The sequence below is a fragment of the Halorussus caseinilyticus genome, assembly GCF_029338395.1.
Taxonomy (GTDB): domain Archaea; phylum Halobacteriota; class Halobacteria; order Halobacteriales; family Haladaptataceae; genus Halorussus; species Halorussus caseinilyticus.
In genome coordinates, this window is the sequence record NZ_CP119809.1 from 1,516,589 (window position 1) to 1,531,115 (window position 14,527).

The 14,527-nt window shown below is 66.7% G+C and carries 14 protein-coding genes; 9 read left to right on the forward strand and 5 right to left on the reverse strand.

All coding sequences use genetic code 11. The annotated features are described in order from the left end of the window. Positions 1–32: 32 nt before the first annotated feature. Complete coding sequence (locus P2T60_RS07580; RefSeq protein WP_276281946.1) at positions 33–1,007, forward strand: DUF368 domain-containing protein; 975 nt, start codon at positions 33–35, stop codon at positions 1,005–1,007. Between the two features lie 10 nt (positions 1,008–1,017). Here the strand turns inward: P2T60_RS07580 and P2T60_RS07585 are convergent, their stop codons facing one another. From P2T60_RS07585 to glpA, 4 genes are read right to left on the reverse strand one after another with little or no spacing between them, the layout of a single operon-like run. Then, the gene (locus tag P2T60_RS07585; protein WP_276281947.1) at positions 1,018–2,169 is read right to left on the reverse strand and encodes a Cdc6/Cdc18 family protein; all 1,152 of its coding nucleotides are present in this window, start codon (positions 2,167–2,169) and stop codon (positions 1,018–1,020) included. Positions 2,170–2,175: 6 nt separating this feature from the next. Next, positions 2,176–3,519, reverse strand: a complete 1,344-nt coding sequence (locus tag P2T60_RS07590; RefSeq protein ID WP_276281949.1) for an anaerobic glycerol-3-phosphate dehydrogenase subunit C — start codon at positions 3,517–3,519, stop codon at positions 2,176–2,178. Beyond that, complete coding sequence (gene glpB / locus P2T60_RS07595; RefSeq protein WP_276281950.1) at positions 3,512–4,870, reverse strand: glycerol-3-phosphate dehydrogenase subunit GlpB; 1,359 nt, start codon at positions 4,868–4,870, stop codon at positions 3,512–3,514. The genes P2T60_RS07590 and glpB overlap by 8 nt, the downstream gene beginning before the upstream one ends. Further along, positions 4,860–6,593, reverse strand: coding sequence for an anaerobic glycerol-3-phosphate dehydrogenase subunit GlpA (gene glpA, locus P2T60_RS07600; protein WP_276281951.1), 1,734 nt, complete (start codon positions 6,591–6,593; stop codon positions 4,860–4,862). The genes glpB and glpA overlap by 11 nt, the downstream gene beginning before the upstream one ends. Before the next feature lie 247 nt (positions 6,594–6,840). On the opposite strand from glpA, the gene glpK reads away from it, so the two are divergent. From glpK to P2T60_RS07625, 5 genes are all read left to right on the forward strand, one after another. Next, the gene (gene glpK / locus P2T60_RS07605) at positions 6,841–8,385 is read left to right on the forward strand and encodes a glycerol kinase GlpK (RefSeq protein ID WP_276281952.1); all 1,545 of its coding nucleotides are present in this window, start codon (positions 6,841–6,843) and stop codon (positions 8,383–8,385) included. Further along, positions 8,386–9,522 (forward strand): DUF7973 family transport facilitator, encoded by a 1,137-nt coding sequence (locus P2T60_RS07610; RefSeq protein WP_276281953.1) that lies wholly within the window; start codon positions 8,386–8,388, stop codon positions 9,520–9,522. A gap of 55 nt (positions 9,523–9,577) precedes the next feature. Continuing rightward, positions 9,578–10,252: an HAD-IIB family hydrolase gene (locus P2T60_RS07615; protein ID WP_276281954.1), complete on the forward strand. Its 675-nt coding sequence runs from the start codon at positions 9,578–9,580 to the stop codon at positions 10,250–10,252. Positions 10,253–10,323: 71 nt separating this feature from the next. Further along, on the forward strand, positions 10,324–10,626 hold the full coding sequence (gene cutA, locus P2T60_RS07620) for a divalent-cation tolerance protein CutA (RefSeq protein WP_382210387.1): 303 nt from the start codon (positions 10,324–10,326) through the stop codon (positions 10,624–10,626). Positions 10,627–10,820: 194 nt separating this feature from the next. Further along, on the forward strand, positions 10,821–11,207 hold the full coding sequence (locus P2T60_RS07625; RefSeq protein ID WP_276281956.1) for a PaaI family thioesterase: 387 nt from the start codon (positions 10,821–10,823) through the stop codon (positions 11,205–11,207). Between the two features lie 4 nt (positions 11,208–11,211). On the opposite strand, the gene P2T60_RS07630 is transcribed toward P2T60_RS07625, so the two are convergent. Then, positions 11,212–11,853 carry a helix-turn-helix domain-containing protein gene (locus tag P2T60_RS07630; protein WP_276281957.1) on the reverse strand — a complete coding sequence of 214 codons (642 nt, stop codon included), beginning with the start codon at positions 11,851–11,853 and terminating at the stop codon, positions 11,212–11,214. 448 nt (positions 11,854–12,301) lie between these two features. Between P2T60_RS07630 and paaA the strand changes: the two genes are divergently transcribed. From paaA to paaC, 3 genes are read left to right on the forward strand one after another with little or no spacing between them, the layout of a single operon-like run. Next, entirely contained in the window at positions 12,302–13,243 is a 942-nt protein-coding gene (paaA, locus tag P2T60_RS07635; RefSeq protein WP_276281958.1) for a 1,2-phenylacetyl-CoA epoxidase subunit PaaA, read from the forward strand. A 2-nt stretch (positions 13,244–13,245) separates the two neighbouring features. Beyond that, entirely contained in the window at positions 13,246–13,566 is a 321-nt protein-coding gene (paaB, locus tag P2T60_RS07640; protein WP_276281959.1) for a 1,2-phenylacetyl-CoA epoxidase subunit PaaB, read from the forward strand. Then, positions 13,566–14,441 (forward strand): 1,2-phenylacetyl-CoA epoxidase subunit PaaC, encoded by an 876-nt coding sequence (gene paaC, locus P2T60_RS07645; protein WP_276281960.1) that lies wholly within the window; start codon positions 13,566–13,568, stop codon positions 14,439–14,441. The genes paaB and paaC overlap by 1 nt, the downstream gene beginning before the upstream one ends. The last annotated feature ends 86 nt before the right edge of the window (positions 14,442–14,527 follow it).

A 14,527-nucleotide genomic window follows, 5' to 3' on the forward strand; every position in this document is an offset into this window, starting at 1 on the left:
GTTTTCCGGCCGGTCGTAGTACCAAACTCCCAATGCGAGGCTGGCTCTCCATCTACCTCAAGGGCGTGTTCATGGGTGCCGCCGACGCCGTGCCCGGCGTCTCCGGCGGGACCATCGCGCTGATAACCGGCATCTACGAGCGACTCGTCGGCGCTATCGCGGCCTTCGACCCGCACGTACTGGCCGACCTGCCGCGGGCCTACGACCCGGAGGCCCGCGGGCGAATCGCCGACCTGCTCCGCGAGATGGACGTGGCGTTCCTCGCGGTTCTGGGCGCAGGCGTCGTCACCGCCGTCGTCGCGGTGACGGGCGTCATCCTGCAGGTCAAGGAGTCGAACCCCGCGATGCTGTACGCGTTCTTCTTCGGTCTCATCGCGGCGTCGGCCGTCGCGCTCTGGGGCGAAGTCAGACTCGACGCCCGCGAAGAGGTAATCGCCGCCGTCGTCGGCTTCATCGTGGCGTTCCTCGTCTCGGGCATCTCGGCCTCCGCGAGCGTCCCCCACACGCCCGTCGTGCTGTTTCTGGCGGGCGCGCTGGCAATCAGCGCGATGGTCCTGCCGGGCGTCTCGGGGTCGTTTCTGCTCATCCTGCTGGGCCAGTACGTCTTCATGTCCGAGTCGCTCCACGGGTTCATCGACGCGGGCGTCGAGTTCGTCCGCGGCGGCCCGTTCTCGGCCGTGACCGACCCGTTCGTCAGCGTCGTCTCGTTCGTCGCGGGCGCGGCGGTGGGCATCCTCACCTTCGCCCGCGTGGTCGAGTGGGCGCTGTCCGAACACCATCAGGTCACGCTGACGTTCCTCGTCGCGCTGATGGTGGGCGCGCTCAGACTCCCCGCCGAAGAAGTCCTCGGCGCTGGCGGCGCGTGGACGCCCGCCCGAGTCGCCGCGGTCCTGACCGCCGGTCTGGTCGGCGGTTTCGCGGTGCTGTTGGTGGACTACTACACCGACGACTTGGAGTACGGCGGCGACCCGCCGACCGAACCCACGCCCGCGCCGAGAAACGATTGACGGCGGCGGACTACTCCACCGACGTTCGCCCGTCGAACCGCAGGAACGGGAGCGTCGGAAACCGGGGTTCGGGGCGACTGGGACGGCGACCGCTCCCGTCGGTCGAACCGGTCTGAATCCGTTCGAGGACGCCGCGCTCGGCGAGTTCGTAGAGGAATCGCTTGACCGTCGCCGCCGACAGGTCCGACCGCTCGGCGATGGCGCTGGCCGCCTCGTCTATCGGCGGCGTCGGGTCGAGCGCCAGCAGTTCCGAGAGTACCTTCCGTCGGTTCTCCGGCAGGACGAACACCCGCCCGACGTGGATGCCGTCCTCGGGCACGTCCGCGATACCGGCGTCCACGTCACTTGCGCGGATTCGGTCGGCACCCTCGGCGTCCGCGATGTCGGCCGCGCCGAACGCGGCGGCGAGTGCGTCGTGGGCGTCTCCGCTCGCCCACTCCGCGACGTGCCGGGCCTGTCCGTGTCTGAGCGCACCGCTCGTCAGCGCACGGGACGCCCGTTCGGTCAGGATGTCCACGAGCGCGTGCTGGCGGTACTCCGGCACGTGGACGGTCACGGAATTCCATCCGTCGGGAACCGCGCGGCCGACGACGACGAGCGCTACGTCGTCGCCGACCGGTTCGAGCCACTCCCGGAGTTCGGACCCGGACGGCGAGTTCTCGCCAGCGTGGTCGATTGCGACGACGGCGCGTCGAGTCGGCGACGAGAAGTGTTCGACCAATCGCTCGCGGAGTCGCTGGGTCCCGACGCCCCGCCGCGGGACCGACTCGTCTACGATGGCGTCGAGTAGCGTGTGATAGAACTGGAACTCGCTGGTCGTGCGGTAGGCATCGACGTGGGCGAACTCCACGGTGTCGGTGGCGGTCCCGGCGCGGGTGGTCGTGCCGATGCGCTGGTTGCGCCGTCCGAACTGGTCGCTCAGGTGGGCGAACAGCGCGCTCACGAGCGCGGACTTGCCAGCGCCTTTCGGCCCGTACACAGCGGCGTCGGGCGGGAGTCGCTGGTCGAACACCGGGTCGAACACGTCCAGCAGACGTTCGAGGACGGGACCGCGGCCCACCGGGTCCGCGAGGTGGACCGCGGGGTTCAGCGGACTCCGGTCCACGATGAGGTCGTCGTCCCGCGTGGCCTGCCGCCGGGCGATTCGCTCTTCGAGATCCATCGTCGCTCAGTTGCTCCCCTCGCCGACGAGCGCCTCCTCCAGCACTTCGAGCGGATGGCGAATCTCGTAGCCCGTTCCGTGTTCCATCTGCATCGCGCAGGTCGGACACTCCGTCATACCCGTCTCTGCGTCGGTTTCCTCCATGTGTTCGAACATCTCTTCGCCGATTTTCATGGACGTTTCGTACTTCTCCTCCTTCCACCCGTAGGTGCCAGAGATGCCCGAACACGACTCGCCAACGTCCTCGGCGTTCGCGCCCGAGAGACCGTCGAGGAGTTCGACCGCTTGCCCGGCGAGTCCCTGATTTCGGGCGTGACACGGCGCGTGGTAGGCGAACTCGCCCGCGTCTACCTCGGCCGATTCGAGCGCACCCTCCAAGTCCTCGTGGAGTCGCAAGTATTCGAGGGCCTCGTAGGTGTGGGCCGCCACGCTCGCGGTCCCGTCGTAGCTGAACAGTTCCGGGTACTCTTGGCGCAGCGACATCGAACACGAGGTACACGACGCAATCACGTCGTAGCCCTCTTCGACGAGTCCCGAGAAGTTCTCGACGTTGACTCCGGCGGCGCGCTTGGCGTCGTCCAACATCCCGTTGGCGAACATCGGCGTGCCCGAACACCGCTGTACGGGGACGACCACCTCGTAGCCGAAGTGTTCGAAGAGGCGGACCATCGCCTTGCCGACTTCCGGGGTGTTGTAATTCGAGTAACATCCGTGGAAGTAGGCGACTCGCTTGTCCTCGGAGCGAACCTGCGGGCCGCCTCGCTCGTCCCACCACTCGCGGAACGTCTCCTCGGCGAACTCGGGGAACTCGCGTTCGGCGGTGATGCCGAGCAGTTTCTCGTTGGCGGCCTGCACGAGCGAGTTGCCCATCAGGAAGTTGGTGAGTCGGGGCACCTTGCTCCCCAGTTCGGCCATCGTCCGGTAGTTCGCCAGAATCCGGTTGCGGACGTACTCGCGCGAGAACTTCTCCATCTGGTCTTCGACGTACTCGCCGCGGGCGGTGTTGTGCATCTGACTGAGGGGCACGTCGGAGGGACACGCCGAGTCACACCGCATGCAGTTCGAACACGACATCACCGAGTCGTCTACGTCGTGGTCTTCCTTGCGCTTGAGTCGCCACTGCTCGGGACCTTGGAACTTCGGACCGGGGAAGTCGTCGTCCACCTCCGCGACCGGGCAGTTGGTATCGCAGGTCGAACACTTGTAGCAGTCGTCGCTCCCCGGACGGAGGTCCATCTCCTCGCTCTCGGGGAACACCTGCACCGGTTCGAACTCGTCGTCCGAGACTGTCTCTTCCTCGCGCACGTCGGTCACGTCACTCGCGTCGGTTGGCTGTTCTGCGTCACTCATAAGTAGTCACCTCGCTGGCCGCGCTCCGTCCGGCAGTCCGCCCGGTAGCGAGCGAGACGCCGCTTCCGGACTTCTCGGCGGCGAAGTCGTAACCGCCCAGCACTGCTCCGGCGGCGCGCACGTTCTCGAACTCCGGTTCTCCGCCCGCGTCGAGAGGTCGCAACTCGTCGTCGGTCTCCACGCCGAACCGGGCGAAGGGGTGGTCGCCGAAGGCGTCGTCGGCGAACCAGTCGTACCGGTCGCCCGAGTGGGGGACGTGGCAGTCGAAAATCGGTTCCTCGACCCCCTCGCGGTCCGAGTCGATGCCCTTCCCGACGAGTCCGCCGGTCGCCAGCACGAACTGGTCGGCGTGGAACGGAATCGTCGCGCCGTTTCGCTCGACGCGGACCGCCGCGACAGCGCCCGAGTCGTCTTCCTCGTAGCCCACGACCGGGTTGCCGGTGGTGAACCGGACCCCGGCGTCCCGGCAGGCCGCGAGGAACGCCCCTTCCAGTCGCATCCCCGGCAGACTCGGCGGACCCATCGGCACCTCGAACACCGCCGCGCCGAGTTCGGATTCGAGGTCGGCCCGGACCGCCTCGGTCTCGTGCTGGCCCAGAATCGCGGGAAAGCCCACGCGCGCCTCGCCGCGGAGGTGGGGTTTCACGGTCTCCGCGAGGGCTTTCCGGGCCGGGAGTTCGGTGGTGTAGCCGTCGCCCTCTATCGAGACTCGTTCGTCGGCGTCGAGGGCATCGGCCAAGCGCGTAATCTTGGCGTCCACCCGGAAGTCGCCGGGGAACGAGACGGTCGCGCCGCGCGCGACGAACGGGACGCCCGCCGATTCGAGGTGGGCGGCCGCCAACGGCGCGTCGAAGTCCGTAACCGTCTCAAACCCGACGAGAAGCGCGTTCCGGTCGTCGCTGGCGAGTCCTTCCGCCGCGCTCGCGGGATAGCGCGCGGTGGGTTTGACCGCCCCGCCGTGGGTCGGCACGAGGGCGTTCCTGTCGGTGTGGCCGCCGCGGTACCGGTCGCCGACCACCTCGTCGAAGAGGGTGAGGGCCTCTCGGACGCCCTCGACGCCCACGGTCCGGTAAGGGTGCGATTCCGGCAACGCCGGAATCGCGTCGAAGGGGTCGGCGAGGGGACCGTCGGGCGTCGTCTCGGACTCTTCCGATGCAGACCCCTCGCCGCGTTCGTCGTCCGACGAACGCGGCGGATAGCCCAGTACGTCCACCAGTCCGCTCGCGCTCCGGAGGGTCGAGTCCTTGTGCGAGAGGACCCGAACTGCCGCGCCCTCGCGGGCGGCGGCGAGCGCGGCGGTCATCCCGGCGATGCCGCCGCCGATTACCGTCACGTCGTCTTCAATCGCCATCTTTCCCTCCGTCGGCCGCGGGTTTCGCAGTCCGCGACTCTCCGGCGTCGAACGCGCCGAAGTCGAGCGATTCGGCGTCCCCGTCGGTCCGGCCGTCCGCCACCGGGTCGCGGTCCCGGTTCATCGTCGTCGCGTGGAGCGCGTAGTTCAGCGCGGCCTGCGAGAGCTGTTCGCCCCAGAGGGCGTGGCGCTCGCCCTTCCAGCGTTCCTCGAACAGTTCGTCCAGCGCGGCGTAGGCCTGCGGCTCGTCGTACTCGGGGTGGAGTTCGCCCGCCATCCGGTGACAGCAGAACCCGCCCTGACAGTTGCCCATCGAGGCGCGGGTCCGGATGCGGACCGCGTTGAGGTCGGTGCCCGACTGGTCGATGGCGTCCTGCACTTCGGCGCGGGTGACGGCCTCGCAGTCGCAGAGGACGGGGTTCGGCTCTACCGACGAGAGAACGTCGTCCGCCCTGCTTCCGAGTCGCTGGGCGCTCCGGCGCGCGACCGGCGAGCGCAGGCCGAAGCGGTCCATCCCGGCGTCCAAGACCGACTCGTCCTCGCTCCCCGGCAGGGGGACCTCGGCGGTCCGGCAGGTCGCGCTGACCCCGAGTTGGTCGCAAACGTGGTCGCTGATTTCCTCGGCCATCATCCGGTAGGTGGTGAACTTGCCGCCGACGATGGAGGTCAGGCCGTGCAGGTCGTCGCGTTCCTCGTGGTCCAACAGGAAGTAGTCGCGGGTGATGTCGGTCGGGTCCGCACTCCCGACTTCCGGCGGTTCGTACAGCGGCCGGACCCCCCAGAACGACCGGACCGTCCGGGCCTCTTCGAGGATGGGGACGAGTCGCTTCAACTCGTCTATCATCAAATCGACCTCCCAGCGCTCCTCGGGGTAGTCCTCGGGGTCCGAGACTTCTTCGTCGGTGGTCCCGAGGATGGCCGTCGTCTCGTGGGGCACCACGATGTCGGCGTCCCCCTTCGGCCGACAGCGATTGATAACCGTATCCACTTGTCGGCAGTTCATCACGACCATCACGCCCTTCGAGGGCCGGACCTCGATGTCTACTCCGGCCATCTCCCCGATTCGTCCGGCCCACGCGCCCGTCGCGTTGACGACGTACTCCGCGCGAATCTCCTCGATTTCGCCGGACTTTCCGTGCGAGCGCTTGCCGGGGCCGCTCTCGTGGCGGACCTTCACGCCGGTGACGCGTTCGTCGTCGCCCAACAGGTCCACGACTTCGGCGTGGGTCTCGATGCGGGCACCGTGGTTCTCCGCGCTGATGGCGTTGGCGACGCAGAGCCGAAACGGGTCGATAGCGCCGTCCGGAACCCGAATCGCGCGCTTCACGTCCTTCGTGAGATAGGGTTCCTCCTCGCGGGCTTGCTCGGCGCTGAGAACCTCCGCGGGAATGTCGCACTCCCGACACCCCTCCAACTTCTCCTCGAAGTACTCGTCGGGGTCGCCCTCCAACTGGACGAACTGGCCGCCGGTCTCCTCGACGCAGTGACTGGCGATGTCCCGGAGGACGCGGTTCTCCTCGATGCACTCTTTCGCACTGGCTTGGTCGGAGACGGCGTAACGCCCGCCGCTGTGGAGCAGACCGTGCATCCGCCCCGTCGTCCCGTGAGTCAAGTTCCCTTTCTCGACGAGAGTGGTTTCGACCCCGCGCATCGCCAAGTCCCGAGCGATGCCGGTACCGGTGGACCCCCCTCCGATGACGAGAACGTCTGTAGTATCGGTCATCCGTTTTTTCCAAGATAGTACCCGCGATACTTTACTTTACCGCCATTGCTACCTTCAGAGTAAACAGGGTGTGGTACGCTGGTAATCTCTTCGGTACTGGAAGAAATAAACCCGACTGAGCGCGTCTCGGCGAAAGTTTTATAATGAAAGTCAATATTGTTTACTGATAGAGCGTCACCGAGCGTAAAGTACGCACGGTGTCGTGAATCCGGAAAGTGGCCGGGGCGAACCCACTGGTGACTAACACATGAGCAAGGAAACATATGTCGGAGCAATCGACCAAGGGACGACCGGTACTCGCTTCATGGTCTTCGACCACGGCGGCCAAGTCGTCGCCAACTCGTACGAGACACACGAACAGATTTACCCGGAACCCGGTTGGGTCGAACACGACCCGGTAGAAATCTGGGAGAACACCAAGTCGGTCGCGGAGAGTGCGCTCGCGGACGCGGGCATCGAAGCCGACCAACTCGCCGCACTCGGCGTGACCAACCAGCGCGAGACGACGCTTCTCTGGGACCGCGACACCGGCAAGCCGGTCCACAACGCCATCGTCTGGCAGGACCGCCGGACGACCGACCGCGTGGAACAACTCGAAGCGGAGGGCAAGGTCGAAGACGTGCGAGCAAAGACCGGTCTCGAAGCCGACGCCTACTTCTCGGCCACCAAAGCCGAGTGGTTGCTCAACAACGCCGACCCCATCAAGACCCAACGCGCCCGACCCGCCGACCTGAAAGAGCGCGCGGCCGAGGGCGAAATCCTGTTCGGGACCATCGACTCGTGGCTCATCTACAACCTCACCGGCAATCACGTCACCGACGTGACCAACGCCTCGCGGACGATGCTGTTCGACATCCACGAGATGGACTGGGACGCCGAACTCTTGGACGAGTTCGGCGTCCCGGAGGCGTGTCTCCCGGAAGTACGCCCCTCCAGCGACGAAGCCTACTACGGGACGACCGACTCCGAGGGCTTCCTCGGCGCGGAGGTTCCGGTCGCTGGCGCACTCGGCGACCAACAGGCCGCGCTGTTCGGCCAGACCTGCTTCGACGCGGGCGACGCCAAGAACACCTACGGCACGGGGAGTTTCTTCCTGATGAACACGGGCAACGAGGCGGTGGACAGCGACCACGGCCTGCTCACCACGGTCGGGTTCCAGCGGTCGGGCGAACCCGTCCAGTACGCGCTGGAAGGCTCGATTTTCGTCACGGGCGCGGCCATCGAGTGGCTCGAAGACATGACGCTCATCGAGGACGCCGCAGAGTCCGAGACGCTCGCCCGAAGCGTCGATTCGACCGACGGCGTCTACGTCGTCCCGGCGTTCACCGGTCTCGGGGCACCTCACTGGGACCAGCGCGCTCGGGGGACCATCGTGGGGATGACCCGCGGGACGCGCCGCGAACACGTGGTCCGGGCCACGCTCGAATCCATCGCCTACCAGACCCGCGACGTGGCCGAGGCGATGGTCGCCGACAGCGGCATCGAACTCTCCAACCTCAAAGTGGACGGCGGCGCGGTCAAGAACAACTTCCTCTGTCAGTTGCAGGCCGACATCATCGGCACCGAAATCGCCCGCCCCGAAGTTGACGAGACCACCGCGCTCGGGTCGGCCTACGCCGCGGGTCTCGCGGTCGGCTACTGGGACGACCCCGATGAACTCCGGAACAACTGGCAGGTGGACCGCGAGTTCGAGCCGGACATGAACGACGCCGAGGCCGACGAGATGTACGACCGATGGGCCGAGGCCGTCGAACGCTCCCGCGACTGGGCGCGCGACGGAGGTGACGACTGAATGGCGTGGAGCGACCTCTGGGCGCTGGAGATGCTCGTGGCGGCGTTCGCGGGCGGCGCGTTCGGCGCGGCGCTCGGGGCGCTCCCGGCGTTCATCTTCACCGGATTCATGGTCATCGCGGGCGAAGCGGCCAACGTCATCGGCAAGACCGTCGCGGGCGCGTCCGACGCGGGCACGGCGAACGAACTCGCGGCGGTCGGCATCACCGGGTCCATCGCGTTCGGACCCGTCTTCTCACCGGCCATCAGTTTCGCTGGCGGCGCGGCCGCGGCCGCATACGCCGCCAAGAAAGGCTACATGGAGTCCGGATTCGACTACCACAACGCCAAGGACATCGCGTTCGCACAGGGCACCAAACCCGACGTGCTGGCGGTCGGCGGCGCGTTCGGTATTCTCGGCTACTGGCTGACGGTCGCGTCCTCGACGGCCGGGATGCCCTACGACCCGATTGCGATGGGCGTCGTGCTGTCGGCGGTCGTCCACCGCATCGTCTTCGGCTACGACCTCATCGGCGACACCAGCGGCGGCATCCTCAACATGAAGCCGTTCGAGGACGGCGACCGGCGCATCATCGGCGAGGCGGCGACTGCCGACGGCGACGGGAGCGACCAACCCGCCGCCGACGGCGGGACCGCCGAGGGCCGATTCGTGGTCGAACCGTGGCTCCCCCACCAGTACAAGTGGGCGAACGTGACGATGCTCGGACTGGTCGTGGGGATTCTGGCGGCGTTCACGGCGTACACGACCGGGAGTCCGTTTCTCGCGTTCGGCATCAGCGCGGCGAGCCTCGTGTTCCTCAACTGCGGCGTCGAGAAGATTCCCGTGACCCACCACATCAGTCTCCCGGCGAGTACGGCGGCGCTGGCGCTCGCTCCGGCGGGAATGGCGGTATCGTCGGCCCCGCCGTCGGAAGTCGCGGCCGCGATTCCGCTCCTGTCCGCGCTCGTGGTCGGCGCTATCTTCGGCGCGGTGTGTGCGCTCGCTGGCGAAGTCGTCCAGCGAATCTTCTACGCCCACGCCGACACCCACTTCGACCCGCCCGCCGCGGCCATCGTGGTCGGCACCTTCCTCATCGCGGTGCTGACCATCGTCGGCGTCTTCCCCCAGAGCGTCTGGGTGCCGACGCTCGGTCTCTGAAGTGGGACCGCTTCCGAACGACCGCTTTTTGTGGCTGACGCCCCGACGCTACTGCATGGTTCCGCCGCTCGTCCTCGACATCGACGGCACGATGACCCGACCCGACGACTCCGTAGACCCGCGGTTCTTCGACGTGCTTCCCGACTGGGACGCGCCGGTCGTCCTCGCCACCGGGAAGGCCTTCCCCTACCCGGTCGCGCTCTGTCACTTCATGTACGTCGAGCAGAACGTCATCGCCGAGAACGGCGGGGTCGTCCTCTCGGGCGAGCAGGTGACGACGAACGGCGACGGCGAGGCCGCGCGCCGAGTCGCCGAGGAGTACGTCGCGGCGGGGTACGACCTCGGGTGGGGACCCACCGACCTCACGAACCGCTGGCGCGAGACCGAAATCGCGGTCGCTCGGGACCGACCGCTCGGTCCGCTGGAGGAGTTGGCGGCCGAACACGGACTGGAAGTCGTAGACACCGGGTTCGCCTACCACGTCAAGTCGCCGAGCATCGAGAAGGGCATCGGCCTGAAGTCGGTCGCACAACTCTTGGACCGCAGTCCCGAGGAGTTCGTCGCCGTCGGCGACTCGGAGAACGACGTGTCCACGTTCGGAGTCGCGGGGGAGTCCTACGCCGTGGCGAACGCCGACGAGAAGGCCAAGCGCGCCGCCGACGTGGTGCTGGACGAGTCGTACTCGGCGGCGACGCTGAGCGTGCTGGAGGACCTCCGAGCGCGGGCGTGAGTCCGCGGGTGTGAGTCCGCGGGTAGGAGTCAGTCGCCCGCTTTATGGCCGACGACACCGGAGTCACGGGTATGCCGACTGCCTACGTCACCGCGCCTGCGGAGGACGCGCCGGAAATCGCCGAAACGCTCGTCGAGGAACGCCTCGCGGCCTGCGTCAACCGATTCCCCTGCACCTCGGTCTACCGGTGGGAGGGCGAGGTCCACCGCGACGACGAGGTGATTCTGCTGGCGAAGACCACCGACGACGCCTACGACCGCCTCGAAGCGCGCGTCGAGGAACTCCACCCCTACGACGTGCCCTGCGTCGAGCGATTCGAGGAGGACGACCTGCTGGCGTCGTTCGCGGCGTGGCGCGACGAGGAAGTCGCGTGAGGAGTCGGTGAGGCGAGAGGGCAGTGAAGCGACGGGAGAAACGAAGAAACGTTCTCCCCGGTGATACCTGCCGTCGCGGTAGGTCCGGAGCAAGCGAACACCGGCCCCTCAACCTATCGACTCCAAATCAACCGAACAGCATCGACGTAGCCGAAGAAGTATCCTTAAGCCGTTCCCGGCCACATCTCGCCCGTATGAACGTCGAGAACTTCTTCGAGGAGATGCCGTTCGCCGACCTGCTCGGGGTCGAAGTGACCGAAGTCGAGGACGGCCACGCCGAGGGCCGACTGGAGATGCGCGAGGAACTCTCGTGGAACGCCGACCACATGATGGCTCACGGCGGCGTCACGTTCACGCTGGCCGACACGGTGGGCGGCGCGGCGCTGGTCTCGCTGGTGGACCAGCCAGTCCCGACTATCGACATGCGCATCGACTACCTCGAAGCGGGGACCGGCGACCTGCGCGCGGAGGCCGACGTGGTGCGCTGTGGAAGCGACGTGGGCGTCGTGGACGTGGAAGTCTACGCGGTAGACGACGACGCGCAGGTAGCCGACGCGCGCGGTGTTTACAAGACGGGGTGACTGTTCAACCGAACAGTTGCGCGAACAGGGTCGCCTGCCCGCGGCGTAGACGCTCCAGAAACGCCGACTTGCTGATTCCCAACTCGTCGCCCACCTCCGCGGCCGTCACCTCGCGCGGGACCGCAAAGTAGCCCATCTTCAGCGCGGTTCGGAGCGCGACTTCTTGGGCGGGCGTCACGTCCCACCGCTGAGCGACCGCCTCGTCGTCCTCGCTCCCGAGGGGGAAGACCCGTTCGAGCGAGACGCCGACCGTCTCGGCGGCCGCCGCGAGGACGCCCTGTAGCACGTCGTGGCCGACGACCGCGCCGGTGTAGCGTTCGGTTCCCTCCCGGTACTGGAGCGTCTCGGCCATGAATCCGGCGTCGGTCAACTCGTGGACCGCGCAGGGGTGTTTCGAGAGACACCGGAAGTTGGTCCGACTGTCGGTCCGCGAGACGTGGAGGTACCGAATCCGGTCGTCGTCGTCGAGAATTTCGGCGAGGTCGTCGGCCCCCTCTCCCGCCGAGAACCGCAGGAGGGCGTTGTCGTCCGACCGGAGTTGAGGCGGCCGGGCGTCGATGGTAGTGCCGGTCGTCCGGGACGCCTCCGCAAGCGGACAGTCGTCGCCGGTCACGCTGAACTCCACGACGAGACACTCGTCTATCACGAGTCGATACCTCCGGTAGTTCGATTCGTGTCGTTGCTGTCGTGGGGGGTTCCGAAACGGTTGGGTAGAAAGCCCCCGCCGGGTCGCGGCCGCTCCGCCGGATATTCCGCGCGCAGAACTGCGCGCGGAATAGGGCCGCCGGAGACGACCGAGCGTTGCGCGACCCGGCGGCCCCTTTCAGTCCCACCCACGGCGGTTGACTGGCGGAGCGTTCGCGGTAGTTCGGTCGGCCGTCGCGCGACTGGGCGACGGTCGGCGTCGCTTCCCCGTGGACTGTCGGCGACGATTTCGGGTGGACTGTCGGCATCCCTCGCCGGTGGACGGTCGGCCGGGCGTCGGCGGCCGACCGTCGGCCCGTCGTTCATGTCGGAAGCTTGCCCGGCGTAGTATTTAAACCCTTTCCATGGACGGGTTAATCTGTTTGGTGGTCGGGAGCTAGTATCGGGACATGGACATCGACCAACTCAAAGAGCGCGCCGGGCCGCGCGAGTTCAGTCCGAAAGACGACCTTCCGGAGAAGTACCGGAAGGCCGCGACTCGGATGATTCAGTTCCACGCCAACAGCGAAATCATGGGGGCGTACCTCGAACGACCCTTCATCCGAGAAGCGCCGAGTCTCGACCGGAAACTGGCGTTCTCCGCGAAGGTGCAGGACGAAATCGGCCACGGCCAACTGCTCTACCGGGCCGCCGAATCGCTCGGCATCAAGACCCGCGACGAGATGCTGGACGAGTTGGCCAACGGCGAAGGCAAGTTCCTCAACTGCTTCCACTACCCGCTGGAGTCGTGGGTCGAGACGCCGATGATTGCGTTCTTCGTGGACGGCGCGGCGATGCGCCGACAGGCCACGCTCAAGCAGTCGAGTTGGGAACCCTACGCCCACGCGATGGACAAGGTGTGCTTCGAAGAGGGATTCCACGTCAAGCACGGCGAGGCCATCCTCTACGAACTCATGACCGGTTCGAAGGCCGAACAGGAAAAGACCCAAGAGGCCTTCGAGACGTGGTGGCCCCGAATCATCCAGTTCTTCGGGCCGACCGACGACAAGTCCACCCACCACGACTTCTCGGCCGACGTTGGCCTGAAGACGATGACCAACGACGAGTTGCGAAACGCCTTCCTCAACGCCTACGTCCCGAAGGCAAAGAAGTACGGTCTCGAAATCCCCGACGAACCCCGCATCCGCGAGAACGGCGACGGCACCTACGAAGTCGTGGAAGACGACCTGAACTGGGACGAGTTCTTCACCATCGCCAAGAACGACTACGAGGGGAGCCACGAGCAAATCGGCAAGCGGAGGCGCACCCAAGAGGCGGTTGAGTGGGTTCGCAACAGCATGGACGACTGGGAAGCCAAGAGCGCGGGCGCGAGTCCGCAGGCGGCAGACTAACCATGATTTGGGAAGTATTCCGACAGGACCAAGCCGGGGAGTATCACACCCACTGCGGAAACGTCCACGCGCCGGACCGCGACATGGCGCTCATGTTCGCCGAGATTCAGCACGGGCGGCGCAAGCCCACCAACAGCCTCTGGGTCGTCCCCCAGAAGGAAATCGGCGAGGTGGACACCGAGGACGCCAAGTTCGGCGGGACGACCGACAAGTCCTACCGGTGGGCACAGTCGTACAGTTTCGAGGCGGCGGCCGAGGAAGTCGCCGAGTCCGAGAGCGAGCAAGTGCAGGCAGAGGCCGAACGCCAGCGAGGTGACGACTGATGGCGAGTGCCGAACAACTGCCGGGTCCCGAGGACCTCTCGGACGACGAACGTGAAGCGGTCGAGACCCTGCTGTTCCGCCTCGCGGACGACGAGTTCGTGATTGCTGAGCGATACACCGAGTGGCAGGTCCGCGCGCCGACGCTCGAATCCGACCTCGCGCTGGCGAACATCGCGCAGGACGAACTCGGCCACGCCCGCCTCTGGTACGACCTGCTTCAGGACTTCGGACCGGACGAACCCGACCTGATTTGGGAGCGACCCGCGGGCGAGTGGCGTCACAGCACGCTGACCGAACTCCCCTTCGAGGAGGGCGACTGGGCCGACCCCATCCTGCGGTCGTACCTCTACGACGTGGCCGAGGAGATTCGCCTCGAAGCCCTCGTGGACTCGTCGTACGCCCGCATCCGTGACCGGGTGGGCAAGATTCAGGGCGAAGAGGACTACCACCGCGAACACGCCGAGAACTGGCTCGAACGACTCACCGAGGACGACGAGGGCGAGCGGCGCGTCCAACAGGCGCTCGACCGCCTCCTGCCCTACGCGCTGACGATTTTCGCGCCGACCGACGAGGACATCGAGGCCCGCATCGACGAGTTGGGCCTGCGCACCGAGTCGCTGGCCGACATGCGCGAGGAGTGGCTGGACACCGTGGTCCCGTACCTCGAAGGACTCGGACTCTCGGTGGACGAGGCCGAACTGCCCGAGCAGTACGACACCCACCACGAGGGTCTCGAACTCCCCGACGAAATCGGGCGCGACCAGTCCCACACCGACGACTGGGACGACCTCTGGGACGAGTTCACCAACACCTACCGCGAACTCGACCGGACCGAGGCGACCCGCATCATGAAAGACCCCGACGAGGTGGCCTAAATCGTGTCGAGCGACCTGCCCTACGACCCCGAGATTCCGGACCTCCGGGAGAACGACCCCGAGGACCTCGACGCCGACGAGGTTCC